Source organism: Tepidimonas sp., assembly GCF_046292505.1.
GTDB lineage: Bacteria > Pseudomonadota > Gammaproteobacteria > Burkholderiales > Burkholderiaceae_C > Tepidimonas.
This window is the reverse complement of sequence record NZ_JBKBQX010000002.1, coordinates 74715-92118: the sequence shown is the minus strand read 5'-3', so window position 1 is coordinate 92118 and position 17404 is coordinate 74715. Positions and strand designations below refer to the sequence as shown.

17 protein-coding genes are annotated in these 17404 nt (G+C 69.7%); 5 read left to right on the top strand and 12 right to left on the bottom strand.

Annotated elements, in window-relative coordinates:
- Positions 1 to 26 precede the first annotated feature (26 nt).
- Positions 27 to 572, top strand: a complete 546-nt coding sequence (locus tag ACK4TH_RS01935) for a phasin family protein (protein ID WP_409621874.1) — start codon at positions 27 to 29, stop codon at positions 570 to 572.
- A 133-nt stretch (positions 573 to 705) separates the two neighbouring features.
- Positions 706 to 1554, top strand: coding sequence for a 3-hydroxybutyryl-CoA dehydrogenase (locus tag ACK4TH_RS01930; RefSeq protein ID WP_409621871.1), 849 nt, complete (start codon positions 706 to 708; stop codon positions 1552 to 1554).
- On the opposite strand, the gene ACK4TH_RS01925 is transcribed toward ACK4TH_RS01930, so the two are convergent.
- The 4 genes from ACK4TH_RS01925 to moaC all read right to left on the bottom strand — a co-directional run bounded on the left by ACK4TH_RS01925 (position 1551) and on the right by moaC (position 8126).
- Positions 1551 to 3167 (bottom strand): diguanylate cyclase domain-containing protein, encoded by a 1617-nt coding sequence (locus tag ACK4TH_RS01925; RefSeq protein WP_409621868.1) that lies wholly within the window; start codon positions 3165 to 3167, stop codon positions 1551 to 1553. The genes ACK4TH_RS01930 and ACK4TH_RS01925 overlap by 4 nt on opposite strands.
- Positions 3168 to 3270: 103 nt before the next feature.
- Positions 3271 to 6444 carry an efflux RND transporter permease subunit gene (locus ACK4TH_RS01920; protein WP_409621865.1) on the bottom strand — a complete coding sequence of 1058 codons (3174 nt, stop codon included), beginning with the start codon at positions 6442 to 6444 and terminating at the stop codon, positions 3271 to 3273.
- A 12-nt stretch (positions 6445 to 6456) separates the two neighbouring features.
- The gene (locus ACK4TH_RS01915) at positions 6457 to 7584 is read right to left on the bottom strand and encodes an efflux RND transporter periplasmic adaptor subunit (protein ID WP_409621862.1); all 1128 of its coding nucleotides are present in this window, start codon (positions 7582 to 7584) and stop codon (positions 6457 to 6459) included.
- A gap of 35 nt (positions 7585 to 7619) precedes the next feature.
- Positions 7620 to 8126 (bottom strand): cyclic pyranopterin monophosphate synthase MoaC, encoded by a 507-nt coding sequence (gene moaC / locus ACK4TH_RS01910; protein ID WP_409621859.1) that lies wholly within the window; start codon positions 8124 to 8126, stop codon positions 7620 to 7622.
- 43 nt (positions 8127 to 8169) lie between these two features.
- Here moaC and ACK4TH_RS01905 point away from each other — a divergent pair, with 43 nt between their 5' ends.
- Positions 8170 to 9852, top strand: a complete 1683-nt coding sequence (locus tag ACK4TH_RS01905; protein ID WP_409621856.1) for a M48 family metalloprotease — start codon at positions 8170 to 8172, stop codon at positions 9850 to 9852.
- Positions 9853 to 9936: 84 nt separating this feature from the next.
- Positions 9937 to 10416, top strand: a complete 480-nt coding sequence (locus tag ACK4TH_RS01900; protein WP_409621853.1) for a DUF3717 domain-containing protein — start codon at positions 9937 to 9939, stop codon at positions 10414 to 10416.
- Positions 10417 to 10470: 54 nt separating this feature from the next.
- Here ACK4TH_RS01900 and purB read toward each other — a convergent pair whose 3' ends face one another.
- Complete coding sequence (gene purB / locus ACK4TH_RS01895) at positions 10471 to 11928, bottom strand: adenylosuccinate lyase (protein WP_409621850.1); 1458 nt, start codon at positions 11926 to 11928, stop codon at positions 10471 to 10473.
- Between the two features lie 137 nt (positions 11929 to 12065).
- Here purB and ACK4TH_RS01890 point away from each other — a divergent pair, with 137 nt between their 5' ends.
- Complete coding sequence (locus ACK4TH_RS01890) at positions 12066 to 12695, top strand: glutathione S-transferase N-terminal domain-containing protein (RefSeq protein WP_409621847.1); 630 nt, start codon at positions 12066 to 12068, stop codon at positions 12693 to 12695.
- Between the two features lie 223 nt (positions 12696 to 12918).
- On the opposite strand, the gene ACK4TH_RS01885 is transcribed toward ACK4TH_RS01890, so the two are convergent.
- From ACK4TH_RS01885 to ACK4TH_RS01855, 7 genes are all read right to left on the bottom strand, one after another.
- Positions 12919 to 13458 (bottom strand): CapA family protein, encoded by a 540-nt coding sequence (locus ACK4TH_RS01885; protein ID WP_409621844.1) that lies wholly within the window; start codon positions 13456 to 13458, stop codon positions 12919 to 12921.
- Complete coding sequence (locus ACK4TH_RS01880; protein ID WP_409621841.1) at positions 13455 to 13787, bottom strand: hypothetical protein; 333 nt, start codon at positions 13785 to 13787, stop codon at positions 13455 to 13457. Before ACK4TH_RS01880 ends, ACK4TH_RS01885 begins: the two co-directional genes overlap by 4 nt.
- 80 nt (positions 13788 to 13867) lie before the next feature.
- On the bottom strand, positions 13868 to 14830 hold the full coding sequence (locus ACK4TH_RS01875; RefSeq protein WP_409621838.1) for a sodium-dependent bicarbonate transport family permease: 963 nt from the start codon (positions 14828 to 14830) through the stop codon (positions 13868 to 13870).
- 122 nt (positions 14831 to 14952) lie between these two features.
- On the bottom strand, positions 14953 to 15990 hold the full coding sequence (gene arsB / locus ACK4TH_RS01870) for an ACR3 family arsenite efflux transporter (protein WP_409622111.1): 1038 nt from the start codon (positions 15988 to 15990) through the stop codon (positions 14953 to 14955).
- Positions 15991 to 16042: 52 nt separating this feature from the next.
- Positions 16043 to 16543: an arsenate reductase ArsC gene (locus ACK4TH_RS01865; protein ID WP_409621835.1), complete on the bottom strand. Its 501-nt coding sequence runs from the start codon at positions 16541 to 16543 to the stop codon at positions 16043 to 16045.
- 10 nt (positions 16544 to 16553) lie between these two features.
- Positions 16554 to 16973 (bottom strand): ArsI/CadI family heavy metal resistance metalloenzyme, encoded by a 420-nt coding sequence (locus ACK4TH_RS01860; protein ID WP_409621832.1) that lies wholly within the window; start codon positions 16971 to 16973, stop codon positions 16554 to 16556.
- 25 nt (positions 16974 to 16998) lie between these two features.
- The gene (locus ACK4TH_RS01855) at positions 16999 to 17325 is read right to left on the bottom strand and encodes an ArsR/SmtB family transcription factor (RefSeq protein ID WP_390612478.1); all 327 of its coding nucleotides are present in this window, start codon (positions 17323 to 17325) and stop codon (positions 16999 to 17001) included.
- Between the last annotated feature and the right edge of the window lie 79 nt (positions 17326 to 17404).

Genomic DNA, 17404 nt, shown 5'->3' with positions numbered 1-17404 from the left:
TCCACCCGCTCACAAGGAGTCCCACCATGATGACCATCGAACAAATCGTCGCCCTGCACAAGAAGAACGCCGCCACCGCGTTCGACCTGGGCGAAAAGGCGCTGGCCGGCGTCGAAAAGCTGACCGAGCTGAACCTGCAAACCGCCAAGACGCTGATGGCCGAAACGGCCGAGCACACCCAGGCCGTCCTGGGCGTGAAGGACATGCAGGATCTGGTTGCCCTGCAAAACGCCATGCTGCAGCCCCTGGGCGAAAAGGTCGCGGCCTACAACCGCCATGTGTACGACATCGCCTCCAGCCTGAGCGCCGAGTTCGCCAAGGTCGCCGAAGCCCAGGCCGCCGAAGCGCAAAAGCAGTTCGTCAGCGCGCTGGACAGCGCCGTCAAGAACGCGCCGCAGGGCAGCGAGCCGGCCGTGGCTGCCGTCAAGACCGCCGTGTCCACCGCCGCCGCGGCGATGGAGTCGGTGCAAAAGGCCGTCAAGCAAGCCACCGAGCTGGCCGAAGCCAACCTGAAGGCCGTGGCCACCACCGCGGTCAACGCCACCAAGTCGCCGCGCGCGGCCAAGGCCTGATCGAGACGGGCGCCTGTTCCGAAGGAGCCGGCGCTACGTCTGCGCGACACCCCGCGGCCTGCGCCGCGGGGTGTTCGTTTTGGGGCACCGCATAATCGACGCTTTGCATTCCACCCCGAGAGGAGCTATCGATATGTCCATCGACACCATCGGCATCGTCGGCGCCGGCACCATGGGCAACGGCATCGCGCAGGCTTGCGCGACCAGCGGCCTGAACGTCGTCATGATCGACGTCAGCGACGCCGCGTTGACCAAGGGCCTGGCCACCATCGCCGGCAGCCTGGACCGCCTGATCAAAAAAGAAAAAATCACCGCCGCCGACAAGGACGCGGCGCTGGCGCGCATCCGCACCTCGACCCACTACGACGACCTGCAAGGTGCGCAGCTCGTCATCGAAGCCGCCACCGAGAACCTGGAGCTCAAGCTCAAGATCCTGCGCCAGCTCGACGGCCTGCTGGCACCCGAGGCCATCGTCGCCACCAACACCAGCTCGATCAGCATCACGCAGCTGGCCGCCGTCACCGGGCGCGCGGACCGCTTCATCGGCATGCACTTCTTCAACCCGGTGCCGATGATGGCGCTGGTGGAAATCATCCGCGGCCTGCAGACGAGCGACGCCACGCACGACGCCGTGCGCGAGCTGGCGCTGCGCCTCGGCAAGACGCCGATCACGGTCAAGAACTCGCCCGGCTTCGTCGTCAACCGCATCCTGGTGCCGATGATCAACGAGGCCTTCTTCGTGCTGGCCGAGGGGCTGGCCAGTCCCGAAGACATCGACGCCGGCATGAAGCTGGGCTGCAACCACCCGATCGGGCCGCTGGCGCTGGCGGACATGATCGGGCTGGACGTGTGCCTGGCGGTGATGAACGTCTACTTTGCCGAGTTCAACGACAGCAAGTACCGCCCCTGCCCGCTGCTCAAGGAGATGGTGGCCGCCGGCTATCTGGGCCGCAAGACGGGCCGCGGCGTCTATCGCTACTAAGCCCCGGTGCCGGAGCCGGTCGCCTGCCGAGGGCGGCCGCGCCCGGCGTGTTTGGCCGCGTACAGCGCCTCGTCCGCGGCCTGCATCAGCGCCTCCAGCGTCTGGGCCGAATCCGGATACAACGCGATGCCCACGCTGGTCGAGACGGCTGGCTTCACCCCGGGGTAGGGGGCGGAAAGCGACTCGATCAGGCGCTGCGCCAAGTCCAGCGCCGCATCCACGTCGGCCTGCCCCATCAGCACCAGAAACTCGTCGCCCCCCAGGCGGGCGATGACATCGGCGCTGCGCACGCACGATTGCAGGCGTGCCGCCACCTCGCGCAGCAACTGGTCTCCTGCGGCGTGGCCGTGCGTGTCGTTGACGGCCTTGAAGTGGTCCAAGTCCAACGCCAGCAGGGCCACCCGCGCGCCACTGCGCTGGGCTTGAGCCAATTGTTGCTGGGCCATCTCGGTGAACAGGCGGCGGTTGGGCAGGCCGGTCAGGGCGTCGTGGGTGGCGGCGTTTTGCACCTGCCCCATGGCCTCGGCCGCGCGCGTCAAGGCTGCGGCCACCGCCTGCGCCTCGCTGAAAACGACGGGTGGCAAGGTCACGGGCTGACCTTTTTCGATGGCCAGGGCCGCGGCGTTGATGCCTTGGGCAGCGGCCAGCACCCGCCGCATGATGCGCAACGCCAGCCACAGCCCCACCGCCAGCACCGCGCCACCGACGATCAAGACGGTCGCCAGCCCCCGGCGCAGAGGCTGCTCGATGAGGTCGCGGTGCACCCCCACCGCCACCGTCCACCCCCAGCGATCGATGCGGTGGTGGGACGACACCGACGGGATGCCTTCCTTGGTGACTGTTTGGACGCTGCCCTCCGGCGTGCGGCGGATCGCCTCCACGACGGCGGGCACCGCGGGTTGGCCGACAAACCGCTCCGCGGCGCGGGACCGCGCAATGATGACGCCTTTTCGATCCAGCACCGCCATCAGCCAGCCCGGCGGCAGGGGCTCTTGCTGCAGCAGCATGTTCAGGGCGTCGGTATCCAGCCCGATGTTGAGGCTGTAGCGCACCCGGCCATCCTGCCACACCGGCACCCCCATGGCCAGCACGGGGCGTTGCACGACGGGACCGATGAACAGGTCGGTCAGCACCGTCTCACCGGTCAGGAACACCCCCGCGATCTCGGGCGGGGTGCCGCGCGACGGCAGGGGACTGCCCCAAGGCACGACGGTATTGAGCACCTGGCGCCCCTGCTCATCGGTCAGGACATAGTTGTAGACGATCTGCGTCGGCACCGCCTGGCGGGCCTGCGCATGAAAGCGTTCCCAATCGTCCTGCGCGAGAAACTGCGAGGAGGCCAGGACTTTGAGGCCCGACTCCATGGCCGCCAGTTCCCGGTCCAGATCGGCCGCGACCTGACGCGCCCGCATCAGCGACTCGGCATAAACGCGCTCGCGCTCCAGCCGGTAGTTGACGACGGCCAGATAGGCCGCCAACCCGACGGCCGGCAGCACGCACACCCACACCAGCGCATACAGACTGGACCGCAGCGACGGCAGTCGCATGCCGGCCACCCCTTGCCTTTCGGACAGGGACGCCATCGGCACCTGATCGACGGGTGGGTCCCGCATCGTGTTTCCAGCACGCCCGGCGCGACCGCGCCAAGATCTTGGCGCCCATTATCGGGGGCGCCAGCGGCAAGGACAACGCTCACCTGGATGATTCGCTACCGTGCTACACCACAGAACCGCCGCGCCCTCCCAAACGCCGGCGCCACCATGCGGCCCAATCGTCCAGATAGCAGTAAATGACCGGCACCACCACCAGCGTCAGCAGCGATGAGGTCACCACGCCTCCGATGACCGCTTGGCCCATGGGGGCGCGCTGCTCCGAGCCTTCCGACAGCGCGAACGCCAGCGGCACCATGCCGAACACCATGGCCAGCGTCGTCATCAGGATGGGGCGCAGCCGCACCCGCGCCGCCAGCAGCAGGGCCGCTTCGCGGTCCAGCTTCTCGCCGGCCAGCCCGTCGCCGCTGGCACCGGCGCGTGCGCGGTTGGCAAAGTCCACCAGCAAGATGGCGTTCTTGGTGACCAGCCCCATCAGCATGATCACCCCGATGATGGAAAACAGGTTGAGCGTAGAGCCGAACATCAGCAGGATGAGCACCACGCCGATGAGCGTCAGCGGCAGCGACGACATCAGCGCGATCGGCTGCAGGAAGCTCTTGAACTGCGAGGCCAGGATCATGTAAATGAAGATCACCGCCAGCGCCAGCGCCGACAGTGCGTAGCCGAAGGACTCCTGCATGTCCTTGGTGGAACCACCGAACTTGGCGCGGTAGCCGGGCGGGAAATCGGTGCCGTCGAGCACGCGCCGGATGTCGGCCGAGACCTCGCCCAGCGAGCGGCCGGCAACGTTGGCGGTGATTTCCACCTCGCGCGCCAGATCGCGCCGGTTGATCTGGCTGGGCCCGGTCGACGGGCGAATGTCCGCAATCTGAGCCAGCCGTATGGCGCGCGGCGTGCCGTCCGGGCCGGTGACGGTCAGCGTCAGGCGCTGCAGCGTCTCCACCGACTCGCGCGCCTGCGGCGCCAGGCGGACCTTGACGTCGTAGCTCTGGTCATCCGCCGCACGCCAGTTGCCCACGGTCTGGCCGGCGATCAGGCCGCGCAGCGCCTGGGTGACGCTGCCCACGCTCAACCCCAGGTCCGAGGCGGCGTCGCGCCGCACCACGATGTCCACCGTCGGCTTGTTCGGCTTCATACTGGTGTCCAGATCCACCAGCCCGGGGATGTGCCGCAGCCGCTCGGTGACCTGGTCGGTCAGGCGCTGCAGCGCCTGCAGATCGGTGCCTTGCAGCGACACCGAAATCGGCTTGCTGCCCCCCACCGGGTCCAGCAGGCCCACATGGGTGACGGTGATGCCGGGCACGCGGGCCAGCCGTTCGCGCAACACCGCCGACATTTGGTCCACGCTGCGCTGGCGGGCTTTGCGGTCGACGAGGCGCACATAGACGGTGGCCACATTGCGCCCCTGGGCGGACCCGGTGTTGATCGTGGTCAGGGTGTATTGCACCTCTGGAAACTCGCGCAGGATGGCGTCCACCTGCCGGGCCTTGGCCTCGGTCACCTCGATGGACGAGCCCGTGGGGGTGTAGAAGCTGAGCGTCGTCTCGGAAAAATCGGCCTTGGGCACGAACTCCGTGCCCATCACCGGCACCAGCGCGAAACTCGCCACCAGGCTGCCGGCGGCCACGGCCAGCGTGGTGCGCCGGTGCGCCAGCGACCAGGCCAGCAGGGTCTGGTACCACTCCCCCAGCCGGTGGGTGAAGCGCTCGACCGCCGCGGTCAGCCGGCCCAGCGTGCGGTCGTAGAGGGTGCGGCGCGGCGCCGACTGCCCCTCGGCGTGGATGGCCGGGTCGTGCCAGACGCTCGAGAGCATGGGGTCGAGCGTGAAGCTGACGAACATCGAGATCAGCACCGCCGCCACGATGGTGATGCCGAACTCGTGGAAAAACTTGCCGATGATGCCGCCCATGAAGCCGATGGGCAGGAACACCGCGACGATGGACAGGGTCGTGGCCAGCACGGCCAGGCCGATCTCGTGCGTGCCGTCGAGGGCGGCGCGGTGCGCGTCCTTGCCCATTTGCACATGGCGCACGATGTTCTCGCGCACGACGATGGCATCGTCGATCAGCAGGCCCACGCACAGACTCAGCGCCATCAGCGTGATCATGTTGATCGAGAAGCCAAACCCATACATGAACAGGAAGGTGCCGATCAGCGCGATGGGCAGCGTCAGCCCGGTGATGACCGTCGAACGCCACGAGTTGAGGAACAGGAAGACGATGGCCACCGTGAGCACCGCGCCCTCGATGAGCGTCTGGCGCACGTTGGTGACTGCCACGCGGATGGGGCGGGCGTTGTCGCGCACCACGTCGATGGCCATCCCGGCGGGCAGTTCGGCGCGCAGTTGCGACGCCACGCGGTCGAGGCCCTCCACCACATCGATGGTGTTTTCACCCTGGGCCTTTTGCACATCCAGCGCCAGCGTGCGGCGACCGTCGAACAGCGCCAGACTCTCCACCTCCTGCGGGCCGTCGACGACGTCGGCAATCTGCCCCAGCCGAACCGGCACGGTGCTGCCGCTCGCCCCCCGGCGCGCCACGATCAGGTCGCGAAAGGCCTCGGGCTCCGCTAGGCGGCCCTTGACTTGCACCACCCGCTCCGCCTCGCGGGAGTGCAGCGAGCCGGCGGGCAGGTCCTGGTTTTCGGTGCGCACGGCCTGCAGCACCTGCTCCACGCCAATGCCGTAGGCCTCCATCGCCTCGGGCTTGAGGTAGAGGTTGATCTCGCGCGCCACGCCGCCCACCAGCGTCACCGAGCCCACACCGCGCACATTCTCCAGCCGCTTCTTGACCACCTGGTCGGCGTAGGTGGTCAGCTCCACCGGGCTGCGGCTGCCGTCGGGCGAGGTCAGCGCCAGCGTGTAGATCGGCCGCGAAGCCGGGTCGAAGCGCAGCACCCGCGGCTCACGGACCTCGTCGCGCAACTGGGCGCGGATGCCGGCCACCTTTTCGCGCACATCCTCGGCGGCCTGGCGGCCGTTGACGTCCAGGTTGAACTGCACGATCACGACCGACTGGCTGTCGTAGCTGCGCGAAAAGAGCTGATTGATGCCCGCGATCGAGTTGACCGCCTCCTCGATCTTCTGGGTGACTTCGGTCTCGACGATCTCGGGCGAGGCGCCGGGGTACTCGACCTGCACCACGACGACGGGAAACTCCACATCCGGGAACTGATCGACCTTGAGCCGTTGCAACGAAAACAGCCCCAGCACCACGAAGGCCAGCATGAGCATCGTGGCCAACACCGGGTTGGCGATGGAGACGCGGGTGAACCACATGGACGCGCACCCTCACTGGCCGGCGGAGGCCGCGCTCAGCCGAACGGCCGTGCCATCGCGCACGCCCCCGATGGTGCCCGCCAGCACCCGGTCACCGTTGGCCAGCCCGCTGCGGATGATGCGCACCGGCTGCCCGTCGGCTTCGGCGCCGGCCTCCACCTCCACCGTCCGGCGCACCAGGCGATCCGCCTGCAGCAGCCACACATAGGGCTGGGGGGCATCCAGCCGAACGGCCGACTCGGGCAACGCCAGGGCCGTCTCGCGCGCCACCTCGATGCGGCCGGTGGCAAACAGCCCGTGGCGCAGGCCGTCGCGCGCCTGGAGCGCCAGATAGACCGGCACCGCCCGGGTGCCCGCCTGCACGCTGGGGTTGAGGCGCACCACGCGCGCGGGCACCGGCTCGGGCAGACCGTCCACCCGCAGCGTCGCGGGGGCGCCCACGCGCACCGCCCCCACCTGTTCGGGCGGCAACGCGGCGCGCAGTTCCAGCGCGCTCAGGTCCACGATTTCCAACACCCGCGCATCCACCGCCACGCGCTCGCCGGGCTGCACGAAGCGCTGCGACACCCAGCCGTCGATGGGCGCGCGCAGCACCGTGTCGTCCAGCGCCTTGCGCGCCACGTCCGCCGCGGCCTCGGCCGCCAGCAGACCGGCGCGCGCCCCGGCCGCATTCGACACCGCCGTGTCCAGCGCGTTGCGCGAGATGAAGCCCTGCTCCACCAGCGCCCGGTTGTTCTGCAGCGTGCGCTCGGCAATCTCCAGTTGGGCACGGGCCGATTCCGCCTGCTGCCGCGCCTGGCGCACGCGGGCGTCGAACTCGGTGGCATCCAGCCGCCCAAGCACCTGCCCCGCCCGCACGGCCTGGCCTTCGCGCACCGTCAGCTCGCGCAGCTCCGCCGCCACCTTGGCCTTGACCAGGGCGGTGCGCACCGCCTCCACCGTGCCGCTGACCGGCAGCGTGCGCAACACCGGCCGGCGCTGCGCCGTCACCAGATCGGCAGGGGCCAGCTCCAGCGCCGCAGGGGCGGTGGACACCGCCACCTCAGTCGATGCGCGGCGCTGCATCACCCCCCGCACGGACAGGCCCACGACCAGCACCGCCACGGCCAGCGGCAGCCCCCACTTGACGATTCGTTTCATCCTGCCACCTTATGCCGCAACCCACCCCGATGGGCTCAACGATTCACAAAAGAGCCGGACTTGCCGCCGTGCTTCTCCAGCAGCCGAACGTCCGTGATCACCATGCCCCGATCGGCCGCCTTGCACATGTCGTAAATGGTCAGCAGCGCCACCTGCACGGCGGTCAGGGCCTCCATCTCCACCCCGGTCGGCCCGACGGTCTCCGCCGTGGCCTGCACGCGCACGGCGGCGGCGTCCGGCTCGACGGCGAACTCGAGCGCCACGCGCGTCAGCGCGATCGGGTGGCAAAGCGGAATCAGGTCGCTGGTGCGCTTGGCCGCCATGATGCCCGCGATGCGCGCCACCCCCAACACGTCGCCTTTCTTGGCGCTGCCTTGCTGGATGAGGGTCAGCGTCGCCGGCTGCATGCGGATGCGCCCCTCGGCCACGGCCGTGCGGTGGGTGGCGGCTTTGGCGCCGACGTCCACCATGTGGGCCTGGCCCTGGGCGTCGAAATGGGTCAGTGGCGAAGCGGTCTCGGGGGCACGGGGGGAGGCGGTCATGGCTGGCGGGGAATTCAGAACACCGACGCGGCATCATACGAGGATGAGCGAGCCCCTTCACCGCACGACCGAAGCCATGCCCGATGTCGACCGCCCGCACCGGCTGGCGCCGCTGGGCTGCCGGCGACGCGACTGGCTGATGGGTGCCCTGCGGGGCGCCTTTGCCGGAGCCACCGCCCGCGCGCTGCTGCCCTGGCTGGGCGCGGCAGGCTTGGCCGTACCGGCGAGTGCTGGCGCGGCCAGCGATCTGCCGGCATTGGGCGATGGCGGAGATCTGACGCTGTCGGAGGAGCGGCGCATCGGCGACCAGATCGCGCGCGCCATCTACCGCGACCCCGCCTACCTGGACGACCCGGTGCTGGGCGACTACCTGCAGCGCATCTGGGGGCCGCTGTTCCAGGCCGCGCGGCGGCGGGGCGAGCTGTCGGATGAGCTGGCCGAGCGCTACGCCTGGCAATTGCTGCTGGCACGCGACCGCACGGTCAACGCCTTCGCACTGCCCGGCGGCTACCTGGGCGTGCACCTGGGGCTGATCGGCGTGACGGGCAGCGCAGATGAGCTGGCCTCGGTCCTCGCACACGAGCTGTGCCACGTCACGCAGCGCCACATCGCCCGGCTGCTGAGCCGGCAAAGCCAGCAGGCCCCCCTGGTGCTGGCGGCCATGGTGCTGGGGGCGCTCGCCGCCAGCGCGGCCCGCAACGCCGACATCGCCAGTGCGGCAATCGCGGGCGGCCAGGCGGTGGCGCTGCAGGGACAGCTCAACTTCTCGCGCGATATGGAGCGCGAGGCCGACCGCATCGGCCTGACCGTATTGCAGGCGGCGGGCTTCGACGGCCACGGTTTCATCGGCATGTTTGATCGGCTGCAGCAGTCGGCCCGCCTGAACGACGACGGCAGCTACCCCTACTTGCGCAGCCACCCGCTGACCACCGAGCGCGTCGCCGACATGCGGGCGCGTTTGCCGCTGGAGACGGCGGCACGCGCGCCAGGTGCAGCGGCCGGCCCCGTGTCGCCCACCGGCCACGCCTTCATGACGGCGCGCGCGCGGGTGCTGGCCGACCCGGCCCCGGACCGGCTGCAGGCACACGCGAGCGCAGCGCTGGATGGACGCGACGGACGCACGGCACGCGACCCCGGGCGCTTGTACGCCGGCGCGCTGGCCTGCGCCTGGCTGCGCGACGCCCCCGGCGCGCTGCGCCTGCTGCCCGCCGTGCGCGAGGCGGCGGATGCGGACGACGCCCGGCTGGCGGCCGATCTGCTGCGCCTGGAACTGCTGTCGATGCTGCGCACCGACCCGCGCCTGCCGCCCTCGGAAGGACAGTCCTTGCCGACCTGGGCAGAGCGGGGCCTGGATGCCGGGGGCCGCGCCGGGCTGCTGCTGACGGCCGGGGCCGCCACGGCGCTGCCCAGCCCCGTGGCGCAGCGGGCCGTGGCCCGGCTGCAGGCGTGGTGCGTGGAGCATCCGCAGGACGCCGGGGCCTGGAGCGCCCTGGCATCGGTGCAGCATGCGCTGGGCCAGCCCGTGCGCGCCACCCGCGCCGAGGGCGAAGCGCGGCTGGCCTGGCTGGACCCGGCGGGCGCGCTGGACCGCTTCCGCGCCGCCCAGCGGCTGGCGCGCGAGCGCGGGGTGGACGATCTGATGGAACTGTCCGTGCTGGACGCCCGCGCCCGCTACGCCGAGGGCCTGCTGCGCGAGCAGCTGGCCGAGCAGGCGCCGCGCCGCTGACGCACGCGCGCCGCTGCGGCTAAGATCAGCGCCCCGATTCCGGGCATCCACCCACCCGTTTTCGCATTCATCCCCCGCATTCGCATGGCCGGCATCCACATCACCGACATCGAGGCCGCGATCAACCACTGGCGCGCGCGCCAGCCTTCGCCCGACGGCGTGACCCTGGGGCCCGAACTGCGCGCGCTGGCCGAGGTCTACGCGCTGATGGTCTATTACCGCACCGACGAAGCCGACGAGCGCACCATGCCGCGCGCCGCCTGGGCGGCCTGGAAAGCGTGGTACGACACCACGCCGGATACGCCGTGCATCGCCATCTGCTCCACCAACCAGGGCGACGCGGTCTGCAAGGGCTGCGGCCGCACGCACGACGAGGTGACGCACTGGCCGGCGATGACGCCGGGCGAAAAGCGCGCCGTCTGGCGCCGCATCACGCTGGAGGACAGCGCCTGGCGCTTCAACGTCTATGCCGAGCGCGCCGTGGAGCGACAGGGCACGACCGCGCCGGCCGACCCCCACGCAGCACCGGCCCCAACGCCGGGCGAAGCCCGTCCCGCCCGGTGAGGTCCGCGCCGCCATGCGCCCGTCGGCTGCCGGCGCGGCGGGCTCGACGCGTCGTCAGATCCGCCCGGCCAGCTCCGCGGCCTTGCCGGTGTAGGCTGCCGGCGTCAGCGCGCGCAGGCGCGCCTTTTCCGCTTCCGGAATCGGCAGATCGTCGATCAGCTCGTGCAGCGCCGCGCGCGTGACCTGCTGGCCGCGCGTGGCCTCCTTCAGCCGCTCGTAGGCGCCCGGCACGCCGTAGCGGCGCATCACGGTCTGGATCGGCTCGGCCAGCACCTCCCACGCATCGTCGAGGTCAGCCGCCAGCGCCGCCGCGTTGAGCTCCAGCTTGCCGAGGCCGGTCAGCAGCGCCTGGTGCGCCAGCACCGCGTAGCCCAGCGCCACGCCCATGTTGCGCAGCACGGTGGAGTCGGTCAGGTCGCGCTGCCAGCGGCTGATCGGCAGCTTCTCGCTCAGGTGGCGCAGCAGCGCGTTGGCCAGTCCCAGATTGCCTTCGGCGTTCTCGAAGTCGATCGGGTTGACCTTGTGCGGCATCGTCGAGGAGCCGATCTCGCCGGCCTTGAGCTTCTGCCTGAAGTAGCCCAGGCTGATGTAGCCCCAGACGTCGCGCGCCAGATCGACGAGGATGGTGTTGCTGCGCGCCACCGCATCGAACAGCTCGGCCATGTAGTCGTGCGGCTCGATCTGGATGCTGTAGGGCTGGAACGTCAGCCCCAAGCCGATCGGCGCCTCCACCGGCGTGTCCGGCCCCGGCGCCGGCGTCTCGACGACGCTGCGCGCAAACGCCTCCCAGTCCACGTCCGGGTAGGCCGCCAGGTGCGCGTTGTAGTTGCCCACCGCCCCGTTCATCTTGGCGCGCAGCGGCACCGCGGCGATGCGCTCGCGCGCCGCCTGCAGGCGCGCCACCACGTTGGCCAGCTCCTTGCCGACGGTGGTGGGACTCGCGGTCTGGCCGTGCGTGCGCGACAGCATCGGCGCCTCGGCCCACGCGTGCGCCAGCTCGCGCAGCCGCGCCGTGATCGCCTCCAGCCCCTGCAGCAGCAGCGCGCGGCCCGCCTGCAGCTGCAGCGCGTGGCTGGTGTTGTTGATGTCCTCGCTGGTGCAGGCAAAGTGCACGAACTCGCCGGCGCGCTGCAGTTCCGGCCAGCCGGCGAACACACCCGGCACGCCCAGCGCCGCGTGGCCGCGGATCCAGTACTCCACCGCCTTGACGTCGTGGTTGGTGGTTTTTTCGATGGCCTTGATCGCCGCTGCATCCGCCGGCGAAAAGTCGCGCACCACGCGCCGCAGGTGCGCGCGCGCCGCCGCCGACAGCGGCGGGAATTCCGGCAGGCCCAGGTCGCTCAGGCGCTCGAACCACGTCAGCTCCACCTGCACGCGCCGGTGCATGAAGCCGTATTCGCTGAAGATGGGCCGCAGCGCGGCGACCTTGGCGGCGTAGCGGCCGTCCAGCGGCGACAACGCCGTCAGCGCGGCATCCGGCGTGGCAAGGGAGGTGTCAGCGTGGGCTTGCATAGTGGGTTCTGATTGTAGGGGGCGATGCCCCTGCCACCGGCGCCCACTCGGCCACCGCTGCGCGCCGGCCTCTCTACAATCGGCGCAGCCGGCGCCTGATTTCCGCAGGGGAGACCGCGCCGCCAGGCCCATCGTCCATGACCATGAAACTCAAGCTCATCGGCAGCCTCACCAGCCCCTACGTGCGCAAGGTGCGCATCGTCATGGCCGAAAAGAAACTCGACTTCCAGTTCGAGCAGGCCGACCCCTGGGCCGCCGACAGCACGGTGCCGGACGCCAACCCGCTGGGCAAGGTGCCGTGCCTGGTGATGGAAGGCGGCGAGGCGGTGTTCGACTCGCGCGTCATCGTCGAGTACCTGGACACGCTGTCACCGGTGGGCAAGCTGATCCCGGCCAGCGGGCGCGAGCGCGCCGAGGTCAAGACCTGGGAGGCCCTGGCCGACGGCGTGCTGGATGCGGCGGTGAGCGCGCGCATGGAGCAGGTGTGGAGCGGCCGCGCGCCGCACGAACGCAGCCAAGCTTGGGTGGATCGGCAAATGGCCGCGGTGCAGCGGGCCCTGAAGGCGATGAGCCTGGGGTTGGGCGACCGGACGCACTGCCACGGTATCCATCTGACGTTGGCCGACATCGCGGTCGGCGTGGCCTTGGGGTATTTGGACTTTCGCTTCCCGGCCATCGATTGGCGCGCCGCTTACCCGAACTTGGCGCGCCTGCACGAACGGCTGATGCAGCGCCCCAGTTTTCAGGACACCTTGCCGCCCGCCTAACGGAATAAAAAAGTACCGCGAAGCACTCCCCGAGACAACAGGAGGAGGGAGGGAGGAGGAGAACCGCCTCGGCGAGTTTTCCAGACGACACGGGCAACCACCGCATCGACCGGGCTTCGCGGCACACAGAAACCATTGCGTGCTTGCCGATGTAGAGCGCAGCCCGCAAAAAAAGTTCCCGACGCCGAGGAGGAGGTCGCCCACCCGGCCCGAGGATCGGCCGTCATGCTTTCGACACCGCCGGCAACTCGAGCTGCGCACGCAGGCCACCCAGCGGCGCGCGCGCCAGCGTCAACGCGCCGCCGTAGAGCGACGCCACCTCGCGCACGATGTCCAGCCCCAGCCCGCTGCCGGGCACGCGCTCGTCGGCCCGCACCCCACGCGCCAGCACCTGCTGGCACTGCTCAGGCGTCAGGCCCGGGCCGTCGTCGTCCACCGTGAGCTGCAGCCGCTGGCCTTCGCGCCGCACGACGGACAGCACGCGCGGATGGGCCCGAAAGGTGTAGGGCTTGTCCGGCTCGGGGCTGCCCCCGCGGGCGACGACGCACTCCAGATTGGCCACCCGCACGTCGGCGCGCGCCAACCAGGGCGACACGGCGCGGAAAGGGTCGCCGCCGCGCTGGATGAGGCGCCCGGGGCCGTCGGCCAGCATGACGTCGCCCATGAACGCCAGGGTCACCTCCTGCGCCACGGCCAGCACAGACGCCAGGGCCAGGCCCCCCGCAATCAGCCACCCCCGCCAGCGTCGGCTACGCGCGGTCATGGCTGAACCTCCCAGGCGCAGGTGTAGCGCAGCTCGCTGCCGGTGCGGTGGCTGTAGACGCGCTGCACCCCCAGCGGGGCCGCCGCCGACCCATCTCCATCGGCCAGCAGCACCGCCTTGAAGCGGAAGGAGCGCCCCACCGGCACCGCCGCCACCGGGTACGGATCCGTGACCAGCCGCACATCCAGGCGGATCACTTCATGGCTGGCCTCCAGTTCGCAGCGCAAATGCGGCTGCGCCTGCAGGGCTGGCGCCATGGCCCACCCCACCGCCGTGAGCACACCGGCAGCGACCCTGACGCGGCAGTACGGGACGAGGGAGCGAACCATGGATCAACGGTGGAACCGAGGGCAATGGTGCCATCTTGACACACGCCCGGGCGCGCGGGTGCATCGCCCCGCCCCACGGATCAGCCGAGGACCGTGCGCGCCACCTGGGTATAGAGCGGAATACCCAGCAGAATGTTGAACGGGAACGTCACCCCCAGGCTCAGCCCGAAGTACAGCGCGGGATTGGCCTCCGGGATCGCATAACGCAACACCGCCGGCACCACGATGTACGAGGCGCTGGCCGACAGCACCATGAGCAGCACCGCGTCGCCCACCGGCATGCCCAGCACGGCGGCCAACCCCAGCGCAATGCTGGCGTGCACCAGGGGCGCCAGCCCCGCGTAGGCCAGCAGCACCGGCGATGCCTTGCGCGCCTCGCGGAAGTTGCGCGCCACCATCAGCCCCATGTCCAGCAGAAAGAACGCCAGCATGCCCTTGAACAGGTCGCCCGAGAACGGCTGCATCACCGCCTTGCCGGTCTCGCCGCTCAGGTAACCGATCACCATCGACCCCAGCAGCAACATCTGGGCGCCGTCGGTGAAGGATTCGTGCAGGATGTGCCCGATGCGCAGATCGGGCGAGCCGTCCACCCCCCGCTCCTTGCGGATGGCGTTGGCCAGCAGCACCGCGACGATGATGGCCGGCGATTCCATCAGCACCATGGCCACGGTCATGTGGCCGCCCGGGGCCAGCCCGGCGCTGGTCAAAAACTGCGTCGCCGTGACGAAGGTCACCGCGCTGACCGACCCGTAGCAGGCCGCCACGGCCGCTGCGTCCAGGCGCGAGACGTGGCGCCGCAAAACCGCGTAGCCCATCAACGGCACGATCACCGCCATGGCCATGGCCGCGCCGATGCCCAGGAGGATGTCGGGATTGAAGCCCGCCTGCGCCAGCGCAAACCCGCCCTTGAGCCCCAACGCCATCAACAGATACAGCGACAAGAACTTGGCAATGGCCGGCGGGATCTCCAGGTTGGAGCGTACCGCGCCGGCCAGCACACCAAAGACGAAGAACAGGATGGCGGGATCGAGCAGACTTTGCATGCGGACTTTCCGTCAAACGACATCGAGCGTTCGACTGTAGCCGCGCTCAGACATGCGGTTCCATCGATTTTTTTGCTGAAAATCATCGATGGAAGGCGATGCCTCCCGCCCCTGCTGGTCCGTCACACCCGTGATCGGTGGATACCCGACTCGTACCATCCCTTGCTGCGGTTGACGATCGACACCACCGCCAGCATGACCGGCACTTCGATCAGCACCCCCACCACGGTGGCCAAGGCGGCACCGGACTCGAAGCCGAACAGGCTGATCGCCGCCGCCACGGCCAGCTCGAAGAAATTGGACGCACCGATCAACGCCGACGGGCATGCGACGGCGTGCGACTCGCCCACGCGCCGGTTGAGCCAATACGCCAGCGACGAGTTGAACGCCACCTGGATGAGGATGGGCACCGCCAGCAGAGCGATCACGAGCGGCTGCCGCAGAATCTGCTCGCCCTGAAAGGCGAACAGCAGCACCAGCGTCGCCAGCAGCGCCGCGATGGACCACGGCCCCGTGCGGCGCATGGTGGCATCCAGAACCTGCGGTCCGCGCGCGAGCAGCCGGCGCCGCCACGCCTGGGCCAGCAGCACGGGCACCACGATGTACAGCCCCACCGACACGAGCAAGGTGTCCCACGGCACGGTGATCGCCGACAAGCCCAGCAAAAAGGCCACCAGCGGCGCGAAGGCAAACACCATGATGGTGTCGTTGAGGGCCACCTGCGACAGCGTGAACAGCGGGTCGCCGCCGGTCAGACGGCTCCAGACGAACACCATCGCCGTGCACGGCGCGGCCGCCAGCAAGATCAGGCCGGCCACATAGCTGTCGATCTGCTCCGCGGGCAACCACGGCGCGAACCACTGGCGCACGAACAACCAGGCCAGAAACGCCATCGAAAACGGCTTGACCAGCCAGTTGACGAACAGCGTCACCCCGATGCCGCGCACATGGCGGCGCACCTGTCCCAGCGCGCCAAAATCCACCTTCACCAGCATCGGGATGATCATCACCCAGATGAGCAGGCCCACGGGCAGGTTGACGCGCGCCACCTCCAGCCGCCCGATGGCCTGAAACAGGCCCGGCAACCATTGCCCGAGGGCGATGCCCACCACGATGCAAATCGCCACCCAGAGCGTGAGGTAACGCTCGAACACGCTCATGGGCGCGCCAGCCGCCTGCTTGGCGGCAATGTCGCACTGCGCGCTCACGGCCTCAGCTCCCCGCCAGGGCGCGGGCGCTGTCCTGCAGCAGGGCGCGCGCCAGCTTCTCGGGCGGCAATTGCGTCAGCATCTCCAGCCGGCGCTTCATCAGCTGCATGGTGCGGCGGAAGGCCTCGTGCTTGACCTCGTCCGGCTCGTCACCCGCGGACGGATCGGCGTAGCCCCAATGGGCCGTGGCGGGATGCCCGGGCCACACGGGGCAGACCTCGCCCGCCGCGTTGTCGCAAACGGTGATGATCAGATCCATCTCGGGCGCGTCGGGGCCGGCAAACTCATCCCAGCTTTTGCTGCGCAGCCCATCGGTGGCAATGCCCGCCTCGCGCAGCACGGCCAGCGCCAGGGGGTGGGGCTGCTGGTTCGGGCGCGGGCTGCTGCCCGCCGAATAGGCCCGAAAACGCCCGCGGCCCAGGTCGTTGAGCAGCGCCTCGGCCAGGATGCTGCGGGCGGAGTTGTGGGTGCACAAAAACAGCACGTTCAGGGGGCGGGTGGTCATGGGTACCTCCTCAGCAGCAGGCGGCCGCGCAGCAAGCGCCGGAGGCGGCATCCGCCTCGCGGAAGACGGCAATGTCGCCCAGGGTGTGGAAATGCTCCCAGGCGATGCCCTGGGGGTCGGTCACCCAGTGCTTTTCGCTGCGGGCGTAGCAGCAGGTGGTGGCCCCTTCGTCGAGCAGGGCCATGTCCGCGGCCTGGGCGCGGGCCTTGAGCTCGCCCAGCTCCGACGCCTCGTCCACCTGAAAGCCCAGGTGGTCCACCCCCGGCGTCGCGCCGCGCGTGGAGATCGCGAAGTTCAGCCGCGGATCGTCGAGCATCCATTTGGCGTAGTCGCGCTCGACGCGCACCGGCGCGGCCGCGAACAGGCGCGAGTAAAACGCAATGCTCTGGTCCAGATCCTGGACATGCAGATGGACGTGGAAGCGCTTCACGGGGTTCTCCTTCGGAGGGTGGGGATCAACAATCGCAGGCCAGGGCGTCCGGGGTGATGCAGGCGTCGCCCCGGCAGCAGTTTTCGGTGAGGTAGGCGAGCAGCGCCTGCATCGCATCGAACGCGGCCCGGTAAATCAGATGCCGGCCCTGCCGCTCCTGCGTCACCAGGCCGGCATGCAGCAATTCCTTGAGGTGAAAGGACAGCGCGCTGGGGGCCGCTCCCAGCGCCTCGGCCAGGGCGCTGGGCGTCAGCCCCTCGCGCCCCGCCACCACCAGGGCGCGAAACGCGCGCAGCCGCACGGGCTGGGCTAAGGCGGCCAGGGCTTGGACGGTTTGGGCTTCGGTCAGCATGGGCATCATCATACAACACTTCAATAAATGTTCACATATTGAATTGATGGCATCTCCTATCCCCAACACCATGGCCGCC